The following is a 24739-nucleotide window of genomic DNA, read 5'->3' as shown; positions in this document are numbered from 1 at the left end:
TCATGAAGATGACCGCCCCACTCTTGCGACGCCGTACCCCACTGCCCCAGCAGGGATTGCCGTGCGTGTAAGCGTGTAGTTTTAAATTCGCGCTCACCTAGCCACAGGCAAATCCTGTGGCTTTTTTTTTAGTAATTTGCACCAGACATCTTTTACATTATTTGCACTCAGGAGTAGTCGAAATGGAATTCAGCCAATACCCAGTCAATGCCCTGCTCTATATCACCAACCGTCCGGAGCTGGTTTTTACCGAAGGCGACGGCATGTGGCTGACCGACCATAATGGCAAACGCTATCTCGATTACCTGCAAGGCTGGGCCGTCAACTGTCTCGGCCATTCGCCGCAATGCATACAGGATGCGCTGGCAGCACAGTCGAAAAAATTGATCAATCCATCGCCGGCGTTTTACAACGAACCGTCGATCGCACTGGCTGCCTTGTTAACCGAGAACTCCTGCTTCGATCGTGTCTTCTTCGCCAACAGCGGTGCGGAAGCCAATGAAAGCGCCATCAAGCTGGCACGCAAATGGGGCAAGCTCAACAAAAATACCACCGGCGAAAATCGCTACGAAATCATTACCTTCGATCACAGCTTCCACGGCCGCACTCTGGCCACCATGTCGGCCAGCGGCAAGGCCGGCTGGGACACGATCTACGCACCGCAAGTGCCGGGCTTCTTCAAGGCGACACTGAACGATATCGCCAGCGTGGAAAAACTGATCACCGGCAAAACCGTCGCCGTGATGCTGGAGCCGGTACAAGGCGAAGGCGGCGTGCTGCCGGCCACGCGTGAATTCATGCAGGCACTGCGTGCACTGACGAAAAAACACAACATCCTGCTGATCGCCGATGAAGTACAAACCGGCATGGGCCGCTGCGGCGAGTTGTTTGCCTATCAGCTGTCCGACATCGAACCGGACATCATGACGCTGGGCAAAGGCATAGGCGGCGGCGTACCGCTGGCCGCAATGCTGTGTCGCGAAGAAATTGCCTGCTTCGAACCAGGCGATCAGGGCGGCACCTACAACGGCAATCCCTTGATGACCGCAGTCGGCATCGCCGTTGCCCAGGCATTGCTGGCACCGGGATTCTTGCAATCGGTGAAAGACAAGGGCGACTATCTGAGCAAAGCCTTGTTGAAACTCACGAAACAGCACGGACTCGCAGGTGAACGCGGCGACGGCTTGTTGCGCGCATTGAAACTCGGCTCCGATATCGGCCCGCAGATCGTGGAAAAAGCACGCGACATGGGTCCGGTCGGTTTACTGCTGAACTCGCCCCGCCCTGACCTGCTGCGCTTTATGCCGGCATTGAATGTGACGATAGAAGAGATCGATCAAATGATCGCGATGCTGTCCGATGTGCTGACGCAGGTGAAAAAATAATTTGAAGCACGGACTTAAAGAGTTGAGCGCAACGATCTTGATGCGAGTGAAATTCAACGTAACTAGTTTGCGAGGAATTTTTCTCGCGGTGCTTGCTGCGTCTGTACTGGCAGCCTGCGGTACGTCCACGCCAGTGAAGCGGCAAGGTGCTGCTCAAGCAATTCTGTATGAACCGCAGCCTGTCAGTGAACAAGGCAATGAGGTAGCGCTTTACGCCATGGGCATGATAGATACCGGTTATCAGTTCGGCGGCAAGAATCCGGAAGCCGGCCTCGATTGCAGCGGCATGGTGTCTTACATCTATGGCAAGGCAGTGGATCTCAAGGTGACCGGCAGCGCCGCAGACATCGCACGTCGCGGCAAGGAAATTGATCCACGTACCTTGCGACCCGGCGATCTGGTGTTCTTCAACACCTTGAACCGATCGTTTTCGCACGTCGGGGTGTACATCGGCGATGGCCGCTTCATTCACGCGCCATCGAGCAAAGGGAAAGTGCGCATCGAACGCATGGACAATGTGTACTTCGCGCCGAGGTTTGAAATGGCACGCACCTATTTCGATTGATCTTTTAATCGAGCGAATCTGTGAGCACTAGCCAATCTAAAACCGTAATCGATCATCGCATCTGCTTTGTCGGTGACTCCTTCGTACAAGGCACCGGCGATCCGCTCTGCTTAGGCTGGGCTGGTCGCGTCGCACAAGATGCCGTAGCACGCGGCGTCAATCTCACTCACTACAACCTCGGCATTCGCCGCGACACCAGTCGCGATATCGCAGCGCGCTGGCAACAGGAATGTGCGGTGAGACTGCCCGCCGATTGCGAAGCACTCGTCGTGTTCTCGTTTGGCGTCAATGACACATCGATTTTTAAGGGTGTGCAGCGTGTGTCGGAAGAAGAAAGTCTCACCAATTTCCAGAACATCTTGAGCACCTCATCGTCAAGTTACAAAGTCCTGGTGATAGGCCCACCGCCTATGCCGGACAGCGCACACAATCGCCGCGTCGCGCAGTTGGATAAGCAATTTACCGAACTGGCAGCGACGCTGAATGTTCCCTACTTGTCTGTGTTTGAAGTTTTACGCAAAGATGAACACTGGCTGAAGGAAGCGATTGCCAATGATTTTGCGCATCCAGGTAGGCGTGGATATGAGCGCTTGGCTGGATTGATGCAGGATTGGTCTGAATGGTGTTTCAGCACGACAAATGGCTAACGTTGAAGGTAAGGCGCTGCGGCGCGTAGACGGACGAAGAAACTAGCCACGCCGTTCCGCAGCCCCTCTTGACGAGAGGTTAAGCATGGTGTTTCTCGTGCGCTCTAGCATCAATTTCCAATGGCGAATTTTGGTACCCAACTGTAGCTATTTGATGAAGATAGACAGGAAGAAAGGCCGCTATAGAACTCGCACGCTCATACTGATACACATGCCGAAACTCATGAGAGAGAAGTCGGATACTTCCGTGTCCACGACAAACATAGACACCATAACCAAGGGTTAAACCAACCATCCCTGGGCCGAGCAACCCTGTGCCGATAGCTGCCAGCTTCAAATCTAGGTCTTCGGGTAGTGGCAGAGAGGAAACTTCAGCCACACGAATAAGCTCTGGATGTAATACCCCAACGCTTCTAGCTACAGCGAGAAAAGCGTCGTTAAGAGGTTGGCCTGACTGTTCAATAAAAGAACTATGAGCTTCCGCCCATTCAATTGCTTTTGGTATGAGTGCCGGCAAAGCGGCGAGAAGGTTAAAGGTCATCGGTTTACCTAACGTAATGTATATCGCAAACACTGCTGGATAAAATGGACGCTGCGGTATACATCGGCAGCACGGTAGGTTGGGCTAATATTGATTTCGCAGATACTACGAAGGGCTCTACGCTTTTTCGCCTACTTGCTAATGCAGCGAGTCGCGATTAGCTCTCGCCACATAGATTGTTACCGTCAAATGGTAACGTAGGCCAATGACCCTCAACTCGCGCTTTGGTCCGAAGAAATAGCTACTGGTGCCTCGGCTCTATTCAGCCAATTTGCCATAAAGCCTGTTACTAATACGCCACATCCTAGTGTGGCAAGTATTGGTAAGTAACCGGTCACCCCAAAAGATTCCAGACCAGCAAATATAGACACCGCAGCCGCCCCGTCTGCAAGTATAAAAATCAAGAAGGCTGATCTAGGACGTAAATGAACACCTGCTGAAGGCCATCCACCGAGGACGAGATTCAGGGCGACAAAACTTATCAGAGCAGTTAAAAGCATTGCCAAGCTAAATAGAATGGATATTTTTGCCTTGGGCTGTGCATCAATAATCGGCACCGTGTGAATGCCGACAATGCGAGCTCGCGAAGAAAAAATCGGTTCCTCACCTGTCGTCAATACAGCAATCGTAACGGAATCCCCTGGGTTAAATAGCATTGGTTTGATACTGATTAAGCCGGCATCAACCGAAACGGCCGGGGTTAAATCTCGAGGATTCGTGCCGTTAATGCTTGTTCGTATTACGGTCGCTGCGTTACTTGGGATAATTTCGATCGGTGACTCAAAATCGGATGAAGGTACCGGTTTCGCACCGTCGTTTATCAATTCAAATACCGTTAAATATGGACTCGGAAGTTCCGCATCTGCTGCCGAAATCTTTAAATCCAGTGCCTTTGCAGTCGCTGGCAGTTGGAGAGAAGTTTGCGAGATTTTTTTAAAATGAAGAGAACGCGCCGTAAGATCTGCTTGCCATAACCAAACAGGTACTATCACGCTGGCTAGTGTGACGCCCAAAGGGATCCAAAATTTCCAATCGAAGCGTATCTTCATTTGAGTTTTTCTACGTTGAGATCAGCACATAACGATTTAGGTACAGACTATTCTGTTAACCTAACAAAAAGCGACGCATTGCGTCGCTTTTTGTTAGGGATACATGAAGACTTACTTCTTCTTCATCGGTGGCAAATCAGTACACACACCTTTGTACACTTCCGCCGCCATACCGATCGATTCACCCAAGGTCGGATGCGGATGTATCGTCTTGCCGATATCAACCGCATCTGCACCCATCTCGATCGCCAACGCAATCTCGCCGATCATGTCGCCCGCATGCGTGCCGACGATACCGCCGCCGACGATGCGCTTTGTTTCTGCATCGAACAGCAATTTGGTGAAGCCTTCGTCACGACCGTTAGCCACAGCACGACCCGATGCTGCCCATGGGAAATGACCTTTTTCCAGCTTGATGCCTTTGGCTTTGGCTTCATCTTCGGTGATACCTACCCATGCGACTTCAGGGTCGGTGTAAGCAACGGATGGAATCACGCGTGCGTCGAAGTAGGACTTCTCGCCTGCCGCAGCTTCTGCTGCAACGTGTGCTTCATGCACGGCCTTGTGTGCCAGCATGGGTTGACCGACCAGATCGCCGATGGCGAAGATATGGTGCACGTTGGTACGCATTTGCGCATCGACTTCGATGAAGCCGCGATCAGTGACTGTAACACCAGCCTTGTCGGCTGCAATCTTCTTGCCGTTCGGGCTGCGGCCGACTGCGACCAATACCATGTCGTAGACTTGCGGTTCCGGCGCAGTGACACCAGCTTCTGCTGCTTCGAAAGACACCTTGATGCCTTCTTTCAATGCTTCGACCGCAACAGTCTTGGTCTTCAACATGATTTTGTCGAAGCGCTTCTCGTTGAATTTTTGCCAGACCTTGACCATGTCGCGATCTGCGCCCTGCATCAGGCCGTCCAGCATTTCAACCACGTCGATGCGTGCACCGAGCGTTGAATAGACGGTTGCCATTTCCAGACCGATGATGCCGCCGCCGATGACCAGCATGCGCTTGGGCACGCTGCGCAATTCAAGCGCGCCGGTGGAGTCGACGATGCGCGGATCTTCAGGAACGAAAGGCAGATTCACAACTGATGAACCGGCTGCGATGATGGCTTGCTTGAACTGGATTGTTTTCTTGCTGCCGTCAGCTGCGGTGACTTCAATGTGATTGGTGCCGACAAACTGGCCGACGCCCTGCACTACATTGACCTTGCGTGCCTTGGCCATGCCGGACAAGCCGGTCGTCATCTTGCCGATGACTTTTTCCTTGTAGCCGCGCAGCTGGTCGATATCGATTTGCGGTTTGCCGAAGGTGACGCCATGCGCTGTCATTGCAGCCGCTTCATCAATCACTGCAGCAACGTGCAGCAGTGCTTTCGATGGAATGCAACCGACGTTCAGGCAGACGCCGCCGAGTGTTGAGTAGCGTTCGACCAGAACAGTAGCCATGCCGAGATCGGCGGAGCGGAACGCAGCGGAGTAACCGCCAGGACCTGCGCCGAGAACCATCATGTCGCATTCGATATCCGCTTTGCCTGCGAAGCTGGCAGCGGCCGGTACATTGACTGGTGCCGCAGCAACAGGGGCGGCGGCTATTGCAGGCGCGGCTGGAGCCGCAGCTGGCGCGGCGGCAGGTGTAGGCGCAGTCGGCGCTGCTGCTGCAGGAGCAGCAGCACTTTCCGATGCTTCCAGAATCAGCAGTAGCGAACCTTCTGCAACCTTGCCGCCGAGTTTGACCTTCAACTCTTTGACGACGCCGGCGTGGCTGGATGGAATCTCCATGCTGGCCTTGTCGGACTCAACCGTAATCAGCGATTGATCGACCTTGATCGTATCGCCCACATTGACCAGCAGTTCGATGATTTCCACTTCCTTGAAATCGCCGATATCGGGGACTTTGACTTCTATCGTGCTCATCGCTTTAGCTCCGTATTTTTATCAGGTGCGCCGCGCATGAGCGTCGGCACGAACCTTGGTCTGATTTTTTTGCGTGCGCCGATTACAGCAGCGATTTGCGCAAATCGGTCAACACTTCGCTCAGGTAGGTGACGAAACGTGCACCTTGCGCACCATCGATCACGCGGTGATCGTAGGACAGCGACAAAGGCATGATCAGACGCGGCACAAATTGCTTGCCATCCCACACCGGCTTCATCGATGTTTTCGACAAACCGATAATCGCGACTTCAGGTGCATTGATCAGCGGTGTGAAATACGTACCGCCTATGCCGCCCAGCGAAGAGATCGTGAACGTTGCACCCTGCATGTCGGCAGGTTTCAACTTGCCTTCGCGTGCCTGTGCAGACAGCTCGCCCATCTCTTGCGCGATTTGCGTGACCGACTTTTGATCCACGCCTTTGACAACCGGCACGACCAGACCTTGCGGCGTATCGGCTGCAAAGCCGATGTTGTAATACTCTTTGAGGATCAGGTTTTCGCCAGCGGCATCAAGCGATGAATTGAAGGCCGGATATTTTTTCAACGCAGCGACGCAAGCCTTGATGACGAACGCGAGCATCGTCAGCTTGACGCCGGATTTGGCCAGCGCGGTATTCGTCGATTTACGCAGTTCTTCCAGCTCGGTCACATCAGCTTCGTCGTATTGCGTGACGTGCGGGATCATGACCCAGTTGCGATGCAGATTCGGGCCGCTGATTTTCTTGATGCGTGACAGCGGCAACAAGCTTGTCGTGCCGAATTTGCTGAAATCCAGCGATGGCCACGGCAACAGATCCAGACCTGCACCACCGCGCGATGCGCTAGGCGCGGCAGCAACTGGGGCTGAAACAGGACCGGCAGCGATGATGCCCTTCACATAGTTCTGTACGTCTTCTTGCGTGATGCGACCTTTAGGGCCGGAACCCGCAACGCTGCCCAGATCGACACCGAGTTCGCGTGCGAACTTGCGTATTGATGGCGATGCATGTGCCTTTGCATTTGCTGCAGTCGCTGGTGCCGACGCTGCAACCGGCGCTGCTGGTGCAGCCACCGGCGCGGGCTGCGCTACAGGCGCGGGGGCCGCTTCTTGTGCAACTGGTGCTGGCTCTGCAGCTTTTACTGGTTCTGCTTTGGCAGCTTCTACAGGTGCCGGTGCTGCAGCAGGAGCTGGAGCGGCTGCCGGAGCGGCCTCCGACGCCGACTCTTCCACCGTCAACAACAAGGAGCCTTCGGCAACCTTGTCGCCGAGCTTGACCTTGATTTCTTTTACGACACCGGCGTGGCTGGATGGAATTTCCATGCTGGCCTTGTCGGACTCAACCGTAATCAGCGATTGATCGACTTTGATCGTATCGCCTACCTTGACTAACAACTCAATGATTTCAACTTCCTTGAAATCGCCGATATCCGGGACTTTGACTTCAATCGTGCTCATCGTTCACTCTCCGCTTGTTTGCGTGTCCACCATCATGACAGCGGGGAAGCAAGTGGTTGGCAGTGTTTTCTGCGCACCATCTGCATCCCCGTCACCTCATTGATGAGGAAGGATTTTTATATGTAGATTACAGCGTTACCGGATTGGCTTTTTCTGGATTGATGCCGTATTTCGCAATTGCTTCTGCAACCACGGAAGGTGCAATCGCTCCATCATCCGCCAATGCCTTGAGTGCTGCAACAGTCACGAAGTAACGATTGACCTCAAAGAATTCGCGCAGTTTTGCACGGCTGTCCGAGCGGCCGAAACCGTCTGTTCCCAACACTTTGTATGTACGTTCTTTCGGAATGAAAGCACGTACTTGCTCGGCGAAGGTGCGCATGTAATCGGTCGCGACGACGATAGGGCCGGCCGTGCCTTGCAACGATTGTGTAACGTGCGCAACGCGTGGCGCATCTGCCGGATGCAGCATGTTCCAGCGTTCTACATCCTGACCATCACGTGCCAGCAGGGTGAACGAAGGTGCCGACCAGACATCGGACGCAATGCCCCAGTCGTCTTTCAACAGATCGGCAGCGGCGATGACTTCGCGCAAGATGGTGCCGGAGCCCATCAGTTGCACGCGGTTTTTCGATTTTTTCGCGCCTTCCTGCAGCAGGTACAAACCTTTGATGATGTCTTTTTCCTGGCCTTCTTTCAAACCAGGTTGTGCGTAGTTCTCGTTCATCAAGGTGATGTAATAGAACACATCTTCCTGATTTTCGATCATGCGCTTCAAGCCATCCTGCATGATGACGGCGACTTCATGTGCGAAGGTCGGGTCGTAAGGGACGCAGTTCGGGATCGTCGATGCCAGAATGTGGCTGTGACCATCTTCATGCTGCAAGCCTTCGCCGTTCAATGTAGTACGACCAGCTGTGCCGCCGAGCAGGAAGCCGCGTGCACGCATGTCGCCCGCTGCCCATGCCAGATCACCGATACGTTGCAGGCCGAACATCGAGTAGAACGTGTAGAACGGCACCATGATGCGGTTGTTGGTCGAGTACGAGGTTGCCGCCGCAATCCACGATGCCATCGCACCCGCTTCGTTAATGCCTTCCTGCAGAATCTGACCGGCTTTATCTTCGCGGTAATAGCTGACCTGGTCTTTATCGACCGGCTCATACAACTGGCCTTCGCGGTTGTAAATACCGATTTGACGGAACAAGCCTTCCATACCGAAGGTACGCGATTCATCCACCAGAATCGGCACCAGACGTTGGCCCAGATTTGCGTCGCGCAACAGGATAGAGATCATGCGCACATACGCTTGCGTGGTCGAGATTTCGCGACCTTCTGCGGTTGGATCGAGCACTGCCTTGAATGCAGCCAATTCCGGCACCGGCAATTTTTCATCCGCATGCATGCGACGTTGCGGCAGATAGCCGCCAAGCGCCGCACGACGTTCGTGCAGATACTTCATCTCAGGCGCATCGTCGGCCGGTTTGAAGAATGGAATGTCGGCCAGATGTTCGTCAGCGATCGGCAGTGAAAAGCGGTCGCGCATTTCGCGTACTGCCTCGTCGTCGAGCTTTTTGGTTTGATGCGCAGTGTTGCGCGCTTCGCCCGATTTGCCCATGCCATAACCTTTGACGGTTTTGACCAGCAGTACGGTCGGCTGACCTTTGTGTTCTTGCGCTTGCTTGAAGCCAGCGTAAACCTTGTGTGGATCATGACCACCGCGCAGCAGATGCCAGATGTCGTCGTCCGACATGCGCGAAACCATTTCCAGCAATTTTGGATGCTTGCCGAAGAAATTCTTGCGCACGTATGCGCCATCCTTGGCTTTGTAATTCTGGTATTCGCCGTCCAGCGTTTCCATCATCACGCGCTGCAAGATACCTTCTTTGTCTTTCGCCAGCAGCGGATCCCAGTTTGAGCCCCAGATGATCTTGATGACGTTCCAGCCGGCACCGCGGAATTCGCCTTCGAGTTCCTGAATGATCTTGCCGTTGCCGCGTACCGGGCCATCCAGACGTTGCAGGTTACAGTTGACGACCATGACCAGGTTGTCGAGTTGTTCGCGACCTGCGACGCCGATTGCGCCCATCGATTCGACTTCATCCATTTCGCCATCGCCGCAGAATACCCAGACTTTGCGGTTATCGGTTTTCGCGATGTCGCGTGCGTGCAGATATTTGAGGAAACGCGCCTGATAGATTGCCATCAGCGGGCCGAGGCCCATCGACACAGTCGGGAACTGCCAGAAGTCCGGCATCAGTTTCGGATGCGGATAGGAAGACAAGCCATGACCATCGACTTCACGACGGAAGTTGATCAATTGTTCTTCGCTCAAGCGACCTTCAAGAAAGGCGCGCGCATAGACGCCAGGCGATGAGTGACCTTGAATATAGAGCAGGTCGCCGCCGTGATCTTCAGTCGGCGCGTGCCAGAAATGGTTGAAGCCGGTGCCCAGCATGTTCGCCAGCGAGGCAAAGCTGGAGATATGGCCGCCCAAGTCGCCATCAACGCGGTTGGCCTTGACCACCATCGCCATCGCATTCCAGCGCATCCATGAGCGCAGACGCTCTTCGTATTCGAGGTTGCCGGGCGAGTTTTCGCCAAGATCGGCAGGAATGGTATTAACGTATGCAGTCGTGCTGGAGAATGGAACCTGCGCACCGCGACGACGTGCCAGATCGATCAAACGCTCCATCAGATAATGGGCCCGCTCAGGACCCTCGTTTTCAATAACGGATTCGAGGGCATCAAGCCACTCTTGTGTTTCCATTACATCTGGATCGTTGGCGGCTTGCGCCAGTACTTGGTCGATTTGGGCGGACATCGTTTGTCTCCTGATTTATCTAATGCCGTTTTTTGTAAAAACGGACGTCATTTTTAAAGTCAATAACACGTATAGTCGTGCAGATTGACTTGAGTTTAACAGCTGTTTTTGTTATTTTCAAATGGCGATATCATTTATCATAATGCGAAATTATGTGGCATAGCAGCATTTTTAAAGGCTTTTAGTCCATTTTGATCTATTAGCCACGCATGGCAGGTAAATCGACCTGGAAGCCGCCTGCATACGCCTTTCGCCTCCACCTTTGCATCCTCTGCTTTTCAGTCCCTTATAATCAGTCTTTCTCTTCTATTTCTATTATCAAATTCATGAGCGCACACATCATTGACGGCAATTTGCTTTCCCAACAACTTCGCCAGGACGTAGCAAGCCGTGCGGCAGCACTGAGCGCCAAGGGCAAACAGCCAGGCCTGGCCGTGATTCTGGTCGGCGCCGATCCGGCTTCGCAGGTTTATGTGCGCAACAAGGTCAAGGCATGCGAAGACAACGGCCTGTTTTCCCTGCTGGAAAAATACGAAGCCGATATGACCGAGGCCGCCTTGCTGGCGCGCATTGCTGCACTGAACAACGACCCTGCAATCCACGGCATTCTGGTCCAGATGCCATTGCCGAAACATATCGATCCGACCAAAGTAATCGAAGCAATTTCGCCGCGCAAGGACGTGGATGGCTATTCCGTCCTGAGCGCCGGCGAACTGCTGACCGGCCTGCCCGGCTTCCGTCCATGTACACCGTACGGCTGCATGAAGCTGATCGAAAGCACAGGCACCAAAATAGCCGGCAAGCACGCCGTCGTCATCGGCCGCAGCAATACCGTCGGCAAACCGATGGCATTATTGCTCTTGCAAGCCAACGCCACCGTCACCATCTGTCATAGTGGAACCGCAGATCTCGGTTACCACACACGCCAGGCCGATATCGTCGTGGCTGCAACCGGCCGCCGCAACACGCTGACCGCCGACATGATCAAACCCGGCGCCATCGTGATCGACGTCGGCATCAACCGCGATGACAACGGCAAACTGTGCGGCGACGTCGATTTCGCTGCAGCCAAGGAAGTCGCCGGTCACATCTCGCCAGTACCGGGCGGTGTCGGCCCCATGACCATTACCATGCTTCTGGTGAACACCATTGAAGCAGCAGAGAGAGAAACCAACTGATGAATATTGCCCTGAACCCGCTGCTGGATTTTTCCGACCTTCCACAATTCGAAGCCATCAAACCTGAACACATCGGTTCGGCGATCGACAGCCTGCTCGACCAAAGTCGCACTGTCGTCAAGGAACTTGAAGAGCCGATTGCACAAGTGACATGGGAAAACTTTGTCGAGCCTTTGGAAAACGTCACCGAAAAACTCAGCCGCGCGTGGGGCATTGTTGGACATTTGAATGCAGTCGTCGATACACCGGAACTGCGTGCTGCCTATAACGAAAACCAACCGAAGATCACCGAGTTCTGGACTGCGCTGGCGCAAAACCTGACGCTGTTCACCAATTACAAAGCGCTGCAACTGGGGCCGGATTACGCCGGCTATTCAGCTGCGCGCAAGAAAATCATTGAAAACGCCATACGCGACTTCCGCCTTGGCGGTGCCGAACTGTCGGAAGAACAAAAGCCACGCTTTGCCGAAATTCAGGAAAAGCATGCGGCACTGACCACCAGGTTTTCTGAAAACATACTCGACGCGACCAATGATTACGCTCTGTTCGTTGAAGACGAAGCAGAACTCGCAGGCTTGCCTGACGATGCGAAGCAGGCCGCGCGCGCTGCGGCAGAGAAGGATGGCAAGACCGGCTATAAATTCACGCTGCACTTCCCATCGTATTTCCCTATCCTGCAATCCGCTGACAAGCGCAGCCTGCGTGAAACGATTTATCGCGCCAACGCCACCAAGGCATCCGAGCTTGCCGGCAAACCGGAATGGGACAATACGCAAAATATCGTCGACATCCTGAAACTGCGCGACGAAGAAGCCAAACTGCTCGGCTATAAAAATTACGCTGAAGTGTCGCTAGTATCGAAAATGGCGCAAACGCCGGATCAGGTCATCACCTTCCTGCAGGACCTGGCCCAACGTGCCCGTCCATTTGCAGAAAAGGATCTGGCGGAACTACGCAGCTTTGCACAAAAAGAACTGGGCATAGAAAAACTGGAAGCGTGGGATGTCACTTACGCGTCGGAAAAACTGCGTGAACAGCGTTATGCGTTTTCCGAACAGGAAGTAAAACAGTATTTCCCGGAACCGAAAGTCATTGCCGGCCTGTTCCGCACGATTGAAACGCTGTTCTCTGTCGCCATCAAACCGGACACAGCCCCCGTCTGGCATCCGGATGTGAAATTCTTCCGTATCGAAAAAGACGGTGCGCTGATCGGCCAGTTCTATATCGATCTGTACGCACGCCAGGGCAAACGCGGCGGCGCATGGATGGACGATGCGCGCGGTCGCCGTCGTCTTGAAGGCACGAAGGACGGCATCCAGACCCCGGTCGCCTACCTGACCTGCAACTTTACCGAACCGGCCGTCATCGATGGCAAGACCAAACCGGCGCTGTTCACGCATGATGAAGTGATCACGCTATTCCATGAATTCGGCCACGGCTTGCATCACATGCTGACGCGCGTGGAAGAGCTCGGTGTATCCGGCATCTCCGGCGTGGAATGGGATGCGGTCGAACTGCCATCGCAGTTCATGGAAAACTTCTGCTGGGAATGGGATGTGCTGCAGCACATGACAGCGCATGTCGATACCGGTGCCGCCTTACCGCGCGCCTTGTTCGACAAGATGATCGCCGCAAAGAACTTCCAGTCCGGCCTGCAGACCTTGCGTCAGGTCGAGTTTTCATTGTTCGACATGCACCTGCATTACGATTACCAACCTGACGGCAAGCAAAGTGTGCAGGATGTATTGAACGCAGTACGCGCGCAAGTCTCGGTCATGACGCCGCCGGAATTCAATCGTTTCCAGCACTCGTTCGCGCATATTTTTGCCGGCGGCTATGCGGCCGGTTACTATAGTTACAAATGGGCGGAAGTCCTCTCTGCCGATGCCTACGGCGCCTTTGAAGAAGCAGGAAAAGCCAGCGGCAATGTTTTGTCCGGCGATACCGGTGCACGCTTCCTGCGCGAGATTCTGGCGATGGGCGGATCGCGACCGGCAATCGATTCCTTCAAGGCCTTCCGCGGCCGCGAACCGACGATCGATGCCTTGCTGCGACACAGCGGCATGGCGGCCTAATCGTGCAAAAACAAGCGGGTCATTCAATGAATGACCCGCTTGTACAATAAAGCTGCAATGCAAAAGCTCACATGCAATACGTTTTATAAAACGATACCCGGGACAACAAAATGAAAAAAGGTTTGCTGCCGCTGTCGCTACTGATCACATTGCTGGTGTCGGCCAATGTCCATGCCCAGCTATATAAATGGGTCGCGCCCGACGGCAAGATCACATATAGCGACACACCGCCGCCATCCTCCGTAAAAAAAGTGGAAGAGAAGGCACTCGCTACCGGCCCTTCTACTGTCGGGTTCCCGTTTGAACTTGCACAAGCCGTCAAAAGCAGCCCGGTCACGCTGTATACAACAGCCAAGTGCGAAGCCTGCACGGACGCTCGCAATCTGCTGAGTACACGCGGTGTCCCATACACGGAAAAAACCGTCAACAGTAATGATGACATCGCACGCCTGAAACAGGCTGGCGGCGACAGACAATTGCCATTCGCGACGATAGGTTCACAAAAACAAGCCGGTTTCAATTCCGAGTTATGGGATACCGCATTGAGCAGCGCCGGCTACCCAGCCAGCAGCCAATTACCGAAAAGCTATCGCAATCCGGCGCCAGAACCTGCCGCACCGAAACCAAAGGTGGTAGAAGCCAGGACCGCTGACAATAAGCCTGCTGCACCACTTACCGATACCCTGCCCGCTACCGGCAATGCGCCGCCGGGTTTCCGTTTCTAAATCTCAGTTTCTGAGCGAGAAATTTCTGATTCACATTTAGCCTGATCTTATGACGCGTATCGACTTTCACAGCAATGTCCCAGACAAAATCGCGTATGCATGCCGCCTTGCGCGCAAAGCACGCAAGGCGGATTTCCAGGTAGTGATACTAGCCAGGGATAGCGCGCAACTTGCCGTACTGGATGAAGCGCTATGGACGTTTTCCGAACACGACTTCCTCCCGCATGTCGCGATGGATGATCCTTTGGCTGCGCAAACGCCGATTCTGCTGACCACCGAACAGGCGATGGAGTCGCCGCATCACCAGATCCTGATCAATCTGTCGGATACACCGCCCGAGCACTTTGCACGTTTCGAGCGGATGTTTGAAGTGGTATCGTCCGACGATGCCGATAAATCTTCCGGGCGCGAACGCTATGCTTATTACAAACAGCGCGGCTACCCGCTAACCCATTTTGTGGCCGAACACTCATGAATAAATCCCCGCCAGATTCCGGCATCCCCGTCCTGACCGAAGTCATCCTGACACCGCCACGCGTATCAAACGCGGCATCAACACCCGTACCGCCTCCTGCTCTTGCACCTGCTCAGGTATTTTTCCCTGCCTCAACGCCGACACCAGAGCCTGAAGAGTTGCCAGAGATCCCTGTGCTTCAGGTCGAAATCGAATCCACACTGACACCAATAGAACATGCTCCGATTACCGGCTGGCTGGATGAAGAATGGACGCGCCTGGAACAGAAGATAAGTGAGCGCGTGCTCACACAAATTATGGATCGTATCGATACCGTGCTCGAACAACGCATCAGGGAAAGCCTTGCCGACAGCGTGCAACTGGCCGTGAACGAATTACGGCAGGGTTTGCATGAGACGCTGGAAGAAGTCATCAGCGACGCCGTGGTGCAGGAAATAGACAAAATTCATTTTTCAAAAAACTAAATTTATATTTAATATTTTGTTTTTTAAAACAATTAATAAAAATTAATGTAATTAAATATAAATTATTGCCATCATTATGAACACATAAAAAATAGATAATTTTCTACAATTGAGTCATTGCACAACAACAATGGCGGAAATTGAAATGAAAGTAATTGTCTTGGGTTCAGGCATCATCGGTACTGCATCTGCATGGTTTTTAAACAAGGCCGGACATGATGTAACCGTCATTGATCGTCAGCCTGGCGCCGCACAGGAAACCAGCTTTGCCAATGGTTGCCAGATTTCCGTCTCGCATGCCGAGCCATGGGCCAATCCGGCCGCGCCTATGAAAGTCTTGAAATGGCTGGGCAAGGAAGATGCGCCTTTGCTGTATCGCTTCCGTCCCGAATGGCTGCAGTGGAAGTGGGCCCTGAACTTCCTGCGTGAATGCACGCCGGGCCGCACCAATGAAAATATCCATCAGATCGTCGCCCTCTGCGAATACAGCCGCCAGACTCTGGTCGGTTTGCGCGCAGAAACCGGGATCGAATACGACAATCTGAATCGCGGCATTCTGCATTTCTATACTGATCAAAAAGAATTCGACGATTCGCTGCCGGCAGCCAAACTGATGCGCGATCTGGGTTGTCCGCGCGATTCCATCAGTACGGATGAAGTCATCAGGATAGAACCTGCATTGGCCCGCATACGCGACAAGATCGTCGGTGGCGACTTCACTGCCAACGACGAATCCGGCGATGTCTACAAATTCACTTCCGGCCTGGCAAAAAAGTCAGCCGAAGCCGGTGTGAATTTCAAGTTCAATACCACGGTCACCCGCTTGATCACCGAAGGTGCCGGCGCCAGCGCCAAGATCACCGGCGTGGAAGTCATCACACCGGAAGGTCGCCACGAAGTCCTGCACGCCGATGCATTTGTATTGGCAATGGGCAGTTTTTCTACCGCACTGGCAAAACCATTGGGCATCGATCTGATGATTTATCCGGGCAAGGGTTATTCGGCAACCTACACCGTGATCGATCCGTCCGCCGCGCCATCGGTATCGCTGACCGACGACGGCTACAAACTGGTGGTCTCGCGTCTGGGCGATCGCTTGCGTGTCGCCGGCACTTGCGAATTGAACGGTTACACGCGCGACTTGAATACCGCACGTTGCGAAGCCATCACGCGCCGCACGCGCGAATTATTCCCGGATGCCTGCGATTACGATAATCCGGTGTACTGGACCGGCTTGCGCCCATTGACGCCATCCAATGTGCCTTACATCGGCAAAACCAAATTCAGCAATCTGTTCCTGAACACCGGCCACGGCACACTGGGTTGGACCATGGGCTGCGGTTCGGGCCGCGCCCTGGCAGATATCGTTTCCGGACATCAACCGGAAGTGAATTTCCGCTTCACCGGCATGCCGTATCGATCATCCGATCGCATCATCACGCCGCAATCGATCACCGCCTAAAAAACGAGTCTCAAAAAAAACGCTGCATGAAATAACATGCAGCGTTTTTTTATGCGCGAAGAAAATACCTGCGCTTTTCCCCTGTACTCTTATTTATCGATACGCACCTGTAACGCACTGACCTTCTCGTCCAGCGCAATGCGCGTATCGAACTTCGCCCGCTTCATCGGGAAACGCGACTGAAAATGCCGTACATTGCCGGAGCCCGAAATCGCGCGACGCACAAACTGGTAATAGGCGTCCATGTCCACTACATGCACCACCAGAAAATAATCGTAATCGCCGGAAACGAAATAACACTGCATCACTTCCGCTTCCTTGTTCATGCGTGTTTCAAATTCCAGCATATGTTCGTCGGATTGATTCGCCAGCGACACTTCCAGAAACGCCAGCATCCCGTAGCCAAGTGCAAACGGATCGATCATCGCCACATCGGCGCTGATGATGCCGGCATCGCGCATGTCGCGTATGCGCCGCAGACAGGTCGGCTGCGAAATATGCACCTTGTCCGCCAGGATGCGTGTCGGCATCTGATTATCCTTCTGCAGAAGGTTTAAAAGCTTGCGATCGACTTTGTCTAGGGTGTGAAGTTTGGACATGGGAGCTGTGTAAATCTGGGAAATCGCGCAAAAACGCTTTGCGTCGTATTTTCTTCTGTTGTAAGGTCATCATCTTGAGATGCATGCTCAGTGTTGCAGCTACTCTGTATTTTTACAATCCTCAGGAGAAAATATATGCAGTTCAAGAGCAAAATGATTCCACTGGCAGGCGCACTTGCATTTGCCCTGGCAGGCGGCGCTGCAGCACAGGAGCAGATCATCAAGATCGGCAGCGTGGCGCCGATCACCGGCACCGATGCGCACATGGGCAAGGATAATGAAAACGGTGCGCGCATGGCCGTCGAAGACCTGAATACCAAAAGCATTACGATAGGCGGCAAGAAAGTGAAATTCCAGTTGCTGGCCGAAGATGATGCATCCGATCCGAAACAGGCCACAGCCGCTGCGCAAAAACTCGTCGATGCCGGCGTTGTCGCAGTGATCGGCCATTTGAATTCCGGCACCACGATCCCTGCCTCCAGAATTTATGCCAACGCAGGCATCCCGCAAGTATCACCATCTGCAACGAATCCGAAATATACACAGCAGGGCTTCAAGACCGCCTTCCGTGTGGTGGCCAATGATGCGCAACTGGGTCAGGTACTGGGCCAGTACGCAGTCAAGACACTGGGCGGAAAAAGCGTTGCCGTGATCGACGACCGTACCGCATACGGCCAGGGCGTAGCCGATGAATTTGCCAAAGGCGTGAAAGCAGCCGGCGGCTCCGTCGTTGCCAGCCAATACACCAACAACAAGGCAACCGACTTCAACTCGATTCTGACCTCGATCAAGGCCAAGAAGCCCGACATTATTTTCTTCGGCGGCATGGATGCGGTCGGCGGCCCGATGTTGCGCCAGATGAAGCAGTTGGGCATCAATGCCAAATTCATGGGTGGCGACGGCATCTGCACCGGCTCGCTGCCGGGTCTGGCCGGCACCGCGCTGGGCGATAACCAGGTCGTTTGCGCCGAAGCCGGTGGCGTACCGGAAGCGCGCAGAAAAGGCGTGGAAGATTTTCGCGCCGCCTACAAAAAACGCTTTGGCGTAGAAGTGGTCTACACCGCGGCCTATGCCTACGATGCGACCAACGCCGTCGTCGAAGCAATGAAAAAAGCCAACTCGTGGGAACCTGCCAAATACCTGCCCGAACTGGCAAAGAGCAATTACCCCGGCATTACCGGCACCATTGCCTTCGATGCCAAGGGCGACATCAAGGACGGCACCTTGACGCTCTATACATTCAGGGGTGGCAAACGCGAAATGCTGGCAGTGACCAAGTAATCGGCAAACAGACGCTTCTTTAAAAGCCTCGCGATTTTTCCGCGAGGCTTTTTTATTTCCCACGCTACGACACAATACGCACAGCCAAAAATAAAGCGCTCCGAAGAGCGCTTTATTTTTATCATCGAAACGCTGAGCTCAGCGCGTCCATTCAGGACGGTTTATTTCAACGACAGTATCCATTTCACCAGTGTGTGCGCCTCAGCGTCACTCACTTGCGCATTGGCCGGCATAGGCACGGTGCCCCAGGCGCCACTGCCTCCCTTGATTATTTTTTGCACCAATTTGTCTTCGGCGCCTTTTTGTCCGGCGTATTTGGCACCCACATCCTTGAACGACGGGCCCAATACTTTATTTGTCACTGAATGGCAGGCCATGCAGTTTTTTGCTTTTGCCAGATCAGCGTTTGCCAGCGCAACATTCGACACGCCCGCAGCCAGAACCAGACCTACCAACAAAGAACTTTTCATGCTTTTCTCCACAAGTTTGATCGTCGCCATTCTACCGTGTTTCAGTCGCACGATACATTGCCCGGCATGAATACAACGCGAACATACCATCAGGGTTGACGACAGCAATTGACCGTTACACTTTTTCACAATATGCTGCTGCGAAAAGGGAGAAGACATGCCGCTCATTATCATCATCGTATTGCTATCGGTTTTGAAATACCTGGAAATCGGCCCGCTCGAAAATATGTCATGGTGGTGGATCGTCGGCCTGTTTATAGTCGCTTTTCTCTGGTTCGAATTTTTTGAACGCATGCTCGGTCGCGACAAGCGGAAAGCCCATGAGCAGCTGGAAAAGGCACGCAAGGAACGCGTCAATAAAACGTTCAAATAAGGCATCGTATTTACCTGCCTGCTACCGACCTGGATCATTACTATTGCGCGGTAGACAATTGCCTGCCTGAGTCAAAGAGTCATCATTTAACTTTCCCGGCCAGGCAATCCAGGCGCACCTGATTGCCGAACTCCGGACCTCTGGCATTTGCCAGCGCCTTGTCAAAATAAACTGCCTTGATGGATTCCTGCTTTACCTGAAGCGGGATGCCTTTCACTCCTCGTATCAATTCCAGAGTTTTCTCAGGCTGCACACCTTGATCGCGCCAGGCGGCAATTGATTTAAACATGCCCGCATAACTGGAGCAGTACGATTGCCTGTCCATATTGGCGTCGGCATGCGCAGCTGCAGAAGCCAGTGTCAGTATGATTACTGCGATGATTGTTTTCATGGATTCCCAATTTAATCGGCCACTATACAGACATCATTCCCAGCATCACTGCACGAGACGAAATTGGCAGGCCCTTGCAATATGCGCAAGATGCTTGATCGCCATATGGGCGGCCGGTGTGGATTCGGCAATATTGCTGTCGCTTTCATAACGATTTTTCTCTTTTATTGTTACAACAGAAGGTAATTACCATATCCAAGCTTGAAAACACGAAAAACCATTGACTCTTTTAGAATTAAGTGGATAATGAATTTGTGCGGGTAAAACCGCCTGAGGTTTGTCACTTTCCACTATAGGACTGGACGAATCAAAATATTAGCCTGCTCCCTTTATCGGTTGCGGGCTTTTTGCATTATGGGCCCTGTATTGCAAGTGCCGCCCTGCCATCCCGACACGGGAAGTTTGTATTTCCGCCTACCCGAATCCCCTTGCATGCCATCAGCGTTATTGAACATGCCGTTATTGAGAATACGCTGGCAAAATAAAAAATCCCGCACCAGGCGGGATTTTTTATTTGAAACAATATTAAAACGATTACATCGTGTGAGCATCAGCCGGTAACGGCGCCTTTGCTTGCCGTCGATGCCAGCGCCGCATATTTTGCCAGCACGCCACGCGTATAGCGCGGTGCCGGCTGCTTCCAGTTGGCACGACGGCGTGCAATTTCCTCTTCCGATACATTCAACTGAATCAGCAATTGACGCGCATCGATGGTGACGGAATCGCCTTCTTCCACCAGACCGATGGTGCCGCCGACAAATGCTTCCGGCGAAACGTGGCCAACGACCATGCCCCAGGTACCGCCGGAGAAACGGCCATCGGTGATCAAGCCAACTGATTCACCCAAGCCCTGACCGACCAGTGCGGAGGTCGGTGCCAGCATTTCCGGCATGCCCGGGCCACCTTTTGGTCCGAGGTAGCGCATGACGAGCACATCGCCAGCCTTGATCTGGTTCGCCATGATCGCGTCCATCGCCGAGTATTCATCGTCGAATACGCGCGCTGGGCCGGTGATCACTGGATTTTTCAGTCCGGTGATTTTTGCTACGCAACCTTCTGGCGACAGATTGCCTTTCAGGATCGCGAGGTGACCTTGTGCGTACAAAGCCTTGTCGATGGTGTGGATCACGTCCTGGTCGGCACTTGGGAGCGATGGGATGTGCGCCAGCGCTTCTGCAACGGTCTGGCCGGTGATCGTCATGCAATCGCCGTGCAACAAGCCTGCGTCCAACAACACTTTCATCACTTGCGGAATGCCGCCGGCTTTATGCAGATCGGTCGCCACGTATTTACCGGATGGCTTCAGATCGCAGATGACCGGGACTTTTTTACGCATGCGTTCGAAGTCATCGATGGTCCAGTCGATTTCTGCTGCGTGTGCAATCGCCAGGAAGTGCAACACGGCATTGGTCGAACCGCCGGTTGCCATGATCACGGCTACTGCGTTTTCTATCGATTTACGGGTAACGATGTCGCGCGGCTTCAAATCCTTCTTGATCGCTTCGATCAGCACGCGCGCGGATTCTGCAGCGGAGCCGACTTTTTCATCGTCAGGATTGGCCATCGTCGACGAGTACGGCAAAGCCAGGCCCAATGCTTCGAACGAAGACGACATGGTGTTCGCTGTGTACATGCCGCCGCAGGAACCGGACGATGGACAGGCATTGCGCTCGATACCGTCAAAATCTTCTTGCGACATGCGGCCGGCAGTAAATTCGCCGACAGCTTCAAATGCGGAAACGATGGTCAGGTCTTTGCCTTTCCAGTTGCCCGGCTTGATGGTGCCGCCGTAGACATAAATACTAGGTACGTTGGTGCGCAACATGGCGATCATGCCGCCCGGCATATTCTTGTCACAGCCGCCGATGACGAGCACGCCATCCATCCATTGGCCGTTGACGGCGGTTTCGATACAGTCGGCAATGACTTCGCGCGAAATCAGCGAATACTTCATGCCTTCGGTGCCCATGGACATGCCGTCGGAAATCGTCGGCGTACCGAATACCTGCGGATTACCGCCTGCATCCTTGATGGTCTTGATCGCGATATCAGCCAGTTTTTGCAGGCCGGAGTTACATGGCGTAATCGTCGAGTGGCCGTTGGCGATGCCGACCATAGGCTTGTCGAAATCGGCCTTTTCGTAACCCATGGCGTAATACATGGAACGGTTAGGACTGCGGGACACGCCTTGCGTGATGTTTTTCGAGCGGCGATTGAATGCCATGATGACTCCAGAAAGAATGCAAATCGGTAGTTCATTGCAATAAGGGCTGCAACGATTGCCTGCCCGGTAACAGGGCAAATCCTTGAAAAGAGCGCCTAGATTGCCTTGCGGTGGGCCATGTGTCAAATATATGATTCCATCATGATCAATATGTATAAGATATTGATTGAGAGTGAATTTAAACAATAATCCTATTGCCGATCAGCCATCAATGCCCATGAATTACACTATCTAAGCCATGAATATCGAGCTCAGGCAATTACGCTATTTTGTCACCGTCGCCGAAGAAATGCATTTCGGCCGCGCGGCAATCCGGCTGCACATGACACAACCGCCGCTGTCGCAAGCGATCCAGTCGCTGGAAGCGATGCTGGGCGTGCAGCTCTTTCGCCGCACCAGTCGCAGCGTCGCCTTGACGCCGGCCGGAAACGCGCTGCTGCCGGAAGCGCAACGCATCCTGCAGCAAACTGCCGCGCTGCCTGATCTGATGCGCCGCGTCACATCCGGCGCATCCGGTCGCCTGTCGCTGGCCTTTGTCTCGACAGCCGATTACAGCGTACTGCCGCCTTTTCTGCGCGAATTCCGCGAATCGTATCCCGGTGTCGAGATCGATTTGCGTGAAGCGACGACTGACGTGCAGCTGGACGATTTGATGCAGGGCCGCATCGACGTCGGTCTTTTGATCCCGCCTTTACCGGACAAGGCAAAATTGCAACTGGATTATTTACCGGTGTTATCGGAACCTTTGATTCTCGCTGCACCTAAGGGATTGAAGGCGCTGCGCGGCAAGCAGAGCGTCGCCCTTCAGGCACTGGCTGAATTACCGCTGATTATCTTCCCGCGACGTATTGCTCCCGCTTTCCACGATGCGATTCTGGCTTGCTACCGCGATGCCGGCCTGACACCGCATATCGGACAGGAAGCGATCCAGATGCAAACCATCATCGGGCTGGTGTCGGCCGGCATGGGTATCGCGCTTGTGCCACAATCCGTATCGAATTTAAAACGGCCTGGCGTCGACTACAAACCGCTGGCGAATAAAACGCCGCTGGTCGAAACCGGTCTCGCATGGCGACGCGATAATGCCTCGCCGGTGCTGAAGGCTTTTCTTGAACTGTTGCGAAAGAACTAGAACATGTGGATACATCCTATGCCCGATCCGATTGCACTCTCCATCGGTCCGCTCGCCATACGCTGGTACGGTTTGATGTACCTCGCCGCATTTGCGCAATTCATCTGGCTCGCGCGCATACGCATCAAGCAGCCGCATATTGCCCGCGCCGGCTGGAAGAAGGAAGACATCGATGACATGCTGTTCTACGGCGTGCTCGGCGTCATCGTCGGCGGCCGGCTGGGCGAAGTAATTTTCTACGATCCAGCATACTATTTCTCGCATCCACTGGAAATCTTCAAGATATGGAAAGGCGGCATGTCCTTCCATGGCGGCTTCCTCGGCGTGCTGTTTGCGATGAGCATCTGGGCCCGCAGGCAGGGACGCAATGTGCTGGACGTATGGGATTTCATCGCGCCCATGGTGCCTCTCGGCTATGCATTCGGCCGCCTGGGAAATTTCATCAATGCCGAACTGCCCGGTCGCGTCGCCGACGCATCGCTGCCGTGGGCAATGATCTGGCCGAATGTAGATAATCTGCCGCGTCATCCATCGCCCTTGTATCAGGCGCTGGTCGATGGCTTGCTGATGTTCATCCTGCTGTGGATATTCTCGCGCAAAGCACGACCACGCATGGCGGTCGGCGGCATGTTCGCGCTGCTGTATGGCTCGGCACGCTTCTTCACCGAATACTTCCGCATGCCGGATTACGAAGTCCATTTCGCCGGGATCACGATTTCTGCCGGGCAGATGCTATCCGTACCCTTAATCGTATTGGGTATCGTCATGTTGGTGCTCGCATACCGGAAGAAGGCTGCATGAGGATGCAGACAAGCAAGCACATAAAAAACTCAATATCAATATTCCGTGATGGGCAGCAACAATGATTTCCTGGGCTGCCTTTACCAAACTTGCAGACAGCAATTTCACGATGCCGGTCGCTGCCTTGCTGGCAGTCTGGCTGGCCGGTGCCCGCACATGGAAGCCATTTTTTCTATGGTGTTTTTTGTTCGGTTCTGGAATTGTGCTGGTCGTTGCCACCAAAATTGCCTATATCGGTTGGGGCCTGGGGATAGCTTCGCTTGATTTCACCGGTATCAGCGGGCATGCGATGCGCGCCACCGCGATTGCGCCGGCGTTGATGGCGATCCTGCTGCAAAAACAAGCACGCCAGATACAGCAACTCGGTTTGCTGGCCGGACTCGTTTTTGGCATTGCCATCGGCATTTCACGCCTCGCCATACATGTGCATTCGGTTTCTGAAGTTGTCAGCGGCTGTCTGTTGGGCGCTGTCGTCGGTGTGGGCTTTGCATGGCTGATACGCAACAGACCTGTCGTCTTTGATCGCAAGCTATTGGTGATCGGTGTCGTCGCCTTGCTGCCGATACTCACTTTGAAGCCGGCACCGACCGAATCATGGCTGGAAGGCGTTGCCTATTACCTGTCCGGTAAAGAGCGGCCCGCACAGACAACGAATCTGGAATCAGTAACGACTGAATACCGCTAAGCCGCAAGCTTCCG

At 53.7% G+C, this 24739-nt stretch carries 23 protein-coding genes; 14 read left to right on the top strand and 9 right to left on the bottom strand.

The features are described 5' to 3' along the window. Positions 1-182: 182 nt before the first annotated feature. Genes ACIQW9_RS00595 through ACIQW9_RS00585 form a run of 3 tightly spaced genes read left to right on the top strand, consistent with a single transcriptional unit; the run spans position 183 to position 2597 of the window. Positions 183-1385 carry an acetylornithine transaminase gene (locus ACIQW9_RS00595; protein WP_402331586.1) on the top strand — a complete coding sequence of 401 codons (1203 nt, stop codon included), beginning with the start codon at positions 183-185 and terminating at the stop codon, positions 1383-1385. Positions 1386-1425: 40 nt separating this feature from the next. After that, positions 1426-1950 carry a C40 family peptidase gene (locus ACIQW9_RS00590; RefSeq protein ID WP_402337795.1) on the top strand — a complete coding sequence of 175 codons (525 nt, stop codon included), beginning with the start codon at positions 1426-1428 and terminating at the stop codon, positions 1948-1950. A gap of 20 nt (positions 1951-1970) precedes the next feature. Then, on the top strand, positions 1971-2597 hold the full coding sequence (locus ACIQW9_RS00585; RefSeq protein ID WP_402331583.1) for a GDSL-type esterase/lipase family protein: 627 nt from the start codon (positions 1971-1973) through the stop codon (positions 2595-2597). 79 nt (positions 2598-2676) lie between these two features. On the opposite strand, the gene ACIQW9_RS00580 is transcribed toward ACIQW9_RS00585, so the two are convergent. The 5 genes from ACIQW9_RS00580 to aceE form a co-directional block, all read right to left on the bottom strand. Further along, entirely contained in the window at positions 2677-3138 is a 462-nt protein-coding gene (locus ACIQW9_RS00580; protein ID WP_402331580.1) for a hypothetical protein, read from the bottom strand. A gap of 212 nt (positions 3139-3350) precedes the next feature. Continuing rightward, positions 3351-4187 carry a hypothetical protein gene (locus ACIQW9_RS00575; RefSeq protein WP_402331577.1) on the bottom strand — a complete coding sequence of 279 codons (837 nt, stop codon included), beginning with the start codon at positions 4185-4187 and terminating at the stop codon, positions 3351-3353. A gap of 111 nt (positions 4188-4298) precedes the next feature. Then, entirely contained in the window at positions 4299-6110 is a 1812-nt protein-coding gene (lpdA, locus tag ACIQW9_RS00570; protein WP_402331574.1) for a dihydrolipoyl dehydrogenase, read from the bottom strand. Positions 6111-6192: 82 nt separating this feature from the next. Then, the gene (aceF, locus tag ACIQW9_RS00565) at positions 6193-7566 is read right to left on the bottom strand and encodes a dihydrolipoyllysine-residue acetyltransferase (protein WP_402331571.1); all 1374 of its coding nucleotides are present in this window, start codon (positions 7564-7566) and stop codon (positions 6193-6195) included. A 127-nt stretch (positions 7567-7693) separates the two neighbouring features. Further along, entirely contained in the window at positions 7694-10390 is a 2697-nt protein-coding gene (gene aceE / locus ACIQW9_RS00560) for a pyruvate dehydrogenase (acetyl-transferring), homodimeric type (protein ID WP_402331568.1), read from the bottom strand. Positions 10391-10716: 326 nt separating this feature from the next. Between aceE and folD the strand changes: the two genes are divergently transcribed. From folD to ACIQW9_RS00530, 6 genes are all read left to right on the top strand, one after another. Further along, a complete protein-coding gene (folD, locus tag ACIQW9_RS00555) occupies positions 10717-11568 on the top strand; it encodes a bifunctional methylenetetrahydrofolate dehydrogenase/methenyltetrahydrofolate cyclohydrolase FolD (RefSeq protein ID WP_402331565.1) in 852 nt (283 codons plus the stop codon). Continuing rightward, positions 11568-13643, top strand: a complete 2076-nt coding sequence (locus ACIQW9_RS00550) for a M3 family metallopeptidase (protein WP_402331562.1) — start codon at positions 11568-11570, stop codon at positions 13641-13643. The genes folD and ACIQW9_RS00550 overlap by 1 nt, the downstream gene beginning before the upstream one ends. A 110-nt stretch (positions 13644-13753) precedes the next feature. Further along, positions 13754-14368 (top strand): DUF4124 domain-containing protein, encoded by a 615-nt coding sequence (locus ACIQW9_RS00545; protein ID WP_402331559.1) that lies wholly within the window; start codon positions 13754-13756, stop codon positions 14366-14368. Positions 14369-14417: 49 nt separating this feature from the next. After that, positions 14418-14843, top strand: a complete 426-nt coding sequence (locus ACIQW9_RS00540; RefSeq protein WP_402331556.1) for a DNA polymerase III subunit chi — start codon at positions 14418-14420, stop codon at positions 14841-14843. Beyond that, entirely contained in the window at positions 14840-15307 is a 468-nt protein-coding gene (locus tag ACIQW9_RS00535) for a hypothetical protein (RefSeq protein WP_402331554.1), read from the top strand. Before ACIQW9_RS00540 ends, ACIQW9_RS00535 begins: the two co-directional genes overlap by 4 nt. 145 nt (positions 15308-15452) lie before the next feature. Continuing rightward, entirely contained in the window at positions 15453-16769 is a 1317-nt protein-coding gene (locus tag ACIQW9_RS00530) for a D-amino acid dehydrogenase (protein ID WP_402331551.1), read from the top strand. A gap of 89 nt (positions 16770-16858) precedes the next feature. On the opposite strand, the gene ACIQW9_RS00525 is transcribed toward ACIQW9_RS00530, so the two are convergent. Beyond that, complete coding sequence (locus ACIQW9_RS00525; RefSeq protein ID WP_402331549.1) at positions 16859-17368, bottom strand: Lrp/AsnC family transcriptional regulator; 510 nt, start codon at positions 17366-17368, stop codon at positions 16859-16861. A 135-nt stretch (positions 17369-17503) separates the two neighbouring features. On the opposite strand from ACIQW9_RS00525, the gene ACIQW9_RS00520 reads away from it, so the two are divergent. Beyond that, the gene (locus ACIQW9_RS00520; RefSeq protein ID WP_402331546.1) at positions 17504-18649 is read left to right on the top strand and encodes a branched-chain amino acid ABC transporter substrate-binding protein; all 1146 of its coding nucleotides are present in this window, start codon (positions 17504-17506) and stop codon (positions 18647-18649) included. A 161-nt stretch (positions 18650-18810) separates the two neighbouring features. Here ACIQW9_RS00520 and ACIQW9_RS00515 read toward each other — a convergent pair whose 3' ends face one another. Then, entirely contained in the window at positions 18811-19119 is a 309-nt protein-coding gene (locus tag ACIQW9_RS00515; protein WP_402331543.1) for a c-type cytochrome, read from the bottom strand. Between the two features lie 157 nt (positions 19120-19276). Between ACIQW9_RS00515 and ACIQW9_RS00510 the strand changes: the two genes are divergently transcribed. Beyond that, on the top strand, positions 19277-19492 hold the full coding sequence (locus ACIQW9_RS00510) for a TIGR04438 family Trp-rich protein (RefSeq protein ID WP_011870271.1): 216 nt from the start codon (positions 19277-19279) through the stop codon (positions 19490-19492). 82 nt (positions 19493-19574) lie between these two features. Here ACIQW9_RS00510 and ACIQW9_RS00505 read toward each other — a convergent pair whose 3' ends face one another. Together ACIQW9_RS00505 and ilvD are read right to left on the bottom strand one after the other, a co-directional pair. Beyond that, positions 19575-19883 carry a hypothetical protein gene (locus ACIQW9_RS00505; protein WP_402331541.1) on the bottom strand — a complete coding sequence of 103 codons (309 nt, stop codon included), beginning with the start codon at positions 19881-19883 and terminating at the stop codon, positions 19575-19577. 550 nt (positions 19884-20433) lie between these two features. Next, positions 20434-22107, bottom strand: a complete 1674-nt coding sequence (ilvD, locus tag ACIQW9_RS00500) for a dihydroxy-acid dehydratase (RefSeq protein WP_402331538.1) — start codon at positions 22105-22107, stop codon at positions 20434-20436. Positions 22108-22345: 238 nt separating this feature from the next. Between ilvD and ACIQW9_RS00495 the strand changes: the two genes are divergently transcribed. The 3 genes from ACIQW9_RS00495 to ACIQW9_RS00485 all read left to right on the top strand — a co-directional run bounded on the left by ACIQW9_RS00495 (position 22346) and on the right by ACIQW9_RS00485 (position 24725). Continuing rightward, on the top strand, positions 22346-23239 hold the full coding sequence (locus ACIQW9_RS00495) for a LysR substrate-binding domain-containing protein (protein ID WP_402331535.1): 894 nt from the start codon (positions 22346-22348) through the stop codon (positions 23237-23239). Between the two features lie 3 nt (positions 23240-23242). After that, positions 23243-24040 (top strand): prolipoprotein diacylglyceryl transferase, encoded by a 798-nt coding sequence (lgt, locus tag ACIQW9_RS00490; protein WP_402331532.1) that lies wholly within the window; start codon positions 23243-23245, stop codon positions 24038-24040. 61 nt (positions 24041-24101) lie between these two features. Continuing rightward, entirely contained in the window at positions 24102-24725 is a 624-nt protein-coding gene (locus ACIQW9_RS00485) for a phosphatase PAP2 family protein (RefSeq protein ID WP_402331529.1), read from the top strand. Positions 24726-24739 lie beyond the last annotated feature (14 nt).

Source organism: Herminiimonas sp. NPDC097707, from assembly GCF_044761395.1.
In the GTDB taxonomy this organism is placed as follows: Bacteria; Pseudomonadota; Gammaproteobacteria; order Burkholderiales; family Burkholderiaceae_D; genus Oxalicibacterium.
Note: the sequence above shows the minus strand (reverse complement) of the source record. Positions and strands in the feature narration are given on the sequence as shown.

Excerpts from the sequence above, each read along its gene's own strand:
- ACIQW9_RS00595 (WP_402331586.1), top strand. The coding sequence starts at position 183 with ATGGAATTCAGCCAATACCCAGTCAATGCCCTGCTCTATATCACCAAC.
- ACIQW9_RS00580 (WP_402331580.1), bottom strand. The coding sequence starts at position 3,138 with ATGACCTTTAACCTTCTCGCCGCTTTGCCGGCACTCATACCAAAAGCA.
- lpdA (WP_402331574.1), bottom strand. The coding sequence starts at position 6,110 with ATGAGCACGATAGAAGTCAAAGTCCCCGATATCGGCGATTTCAAGGAA.
- aceF (WP_402331571.1), bottom strand. The coding sequence starts at position 7,566 with ATGAGCACGATTGAAGTCAAAGTCCCGGATATCGGCGATTTCAAGGAA.
- ACIQW9_RS00540 (WP_402331556.1), top strand. The coding sequence starts at position 14,418 with ATGACGCGTATCGACTTTCACAGCAATGTCCCAGACAAAATCGCGTAT.
- aceE (WP_402331568.1), bottom strand. The coding sequence starts at position 10,390 with ATGTCCGCCCAAATCGACCAAGTACTGGCGCAAGCCGCCAACGATCCA.
- ACIQW9_RS00485 (WP_402331529.1), top strand. The coding sequence starts at position 24,102 with ATGATTTCCTGGGCTGCCTTTACCAAACTTGCAGACAGCAATTTCACG.
- ilvD (WP_402331538.1), bottom strand. The coding sequence starts at position 22,107 with ATGGCATTCAATCGCCGCTCGAAAAACATCACGCAAGGCGTGTCCCGC.
- ACIQW9_RS00545 (WP_402331559.1), top strand. The coding sequence starts at position 13,754 with ATGAAAAAAGGTTTGCTGCCGCTGTCGCTACTGATCACATTGCTGGTG.
- ACIQW9_RS00550 (WP_402331562.1), top strand. The coding sequence starts at position 11,568 with ATGAATATTGCCCTGAACCCGCTGCTGGATTTTTCCGACCTTCCACAA.
- ACIQW9_RS00530 (WP_402331551.1), top strand. The coding sequence starts at position 15,453 with ATGAAAGTAATTGTCTTGGGTTCAGGCATCATCGGTACTGCATCTGCA.
- folD (WP_402331565.1), top strand. The coding sequence starts at position 10,717 with ATGAGCGCACACATCATTGACGGCAATTTGCTTTCCCAACAACTTCGC.
- ACIQW9_RS00575 (WP_402331577.1), bottom strand. The coding sequence starts at position 4,187 with ATGAAGATACGCTTCGATTGGAAATTTTGGATCCCTTTGGGCGTCACA.
- ACIQW9_RS00520 (WP_402331546.1), top strand. The coding sequence starts at position 17,504 with ATGCAGTTCAAGAGCAAAATGATTCCACTGGCAGGCGCACTTGCATTT.
- ACIQW9_RS00590 (WP_402337795.1), top strand. The coding sequence starts at position 1,426 with ATGCGAGTGAAATTCAACGTAACTAGTTTGCGAGGAATTTTTCTCGCG.
- ACIQW9_RS00535 (WP_402331554.1), top strand. The coding sequence starts at position 14,840 with ATGAATAAATCCCCGCCAGATTCCGGCATCCCCGTCCTGACCGAAGTC.
- ACIQW9_RS00515 (WP_402331543.1), bottom strand. The coding sequence starts at position 19,119 with ATGAAAAGTTCTTTGTTGGTAGGTCTGGTTCTGGCTGCGGGCGTGTCG.
- lgt (WP_402331532.1), top strand. The coding sequence starts at position 23,243 with ATGTGGATACATCCTATGCCCGATCCGATTGCACTCTCCATCGGTCCG.
- ACIQW9_RS00525 (WP_402331549.1), bottom strand. The coding sequence starts at position 17,368 with ATGTCCAAACTTCACACCCTAGACAAAGTCGATCGCAAGCTTTTAAAC.
- ACIQW9_RS00505 (WP_402331541.1), bottom strand. The coding sequence starts at position 19,883 with ATGAAAACAATCATCGCAGTAATCATACTGACACTGGCTTCTGCAGCT.
- ACIQW9_RS00495 (WP_402331535.1), top strand. The coding sequence starts at position 22,346 with ATGAATATCGAGCTCAGGCAATTACGCTATTTTGTCACCGTCGCCGAA.
- ACIQW9_RS00510 (WP_011870271.1), top strand. The coding sequence starts at position 19,277 with ATGCCGCTCATTATCATCATCGTATTGCTATCGGTTTTGAAATACCTG.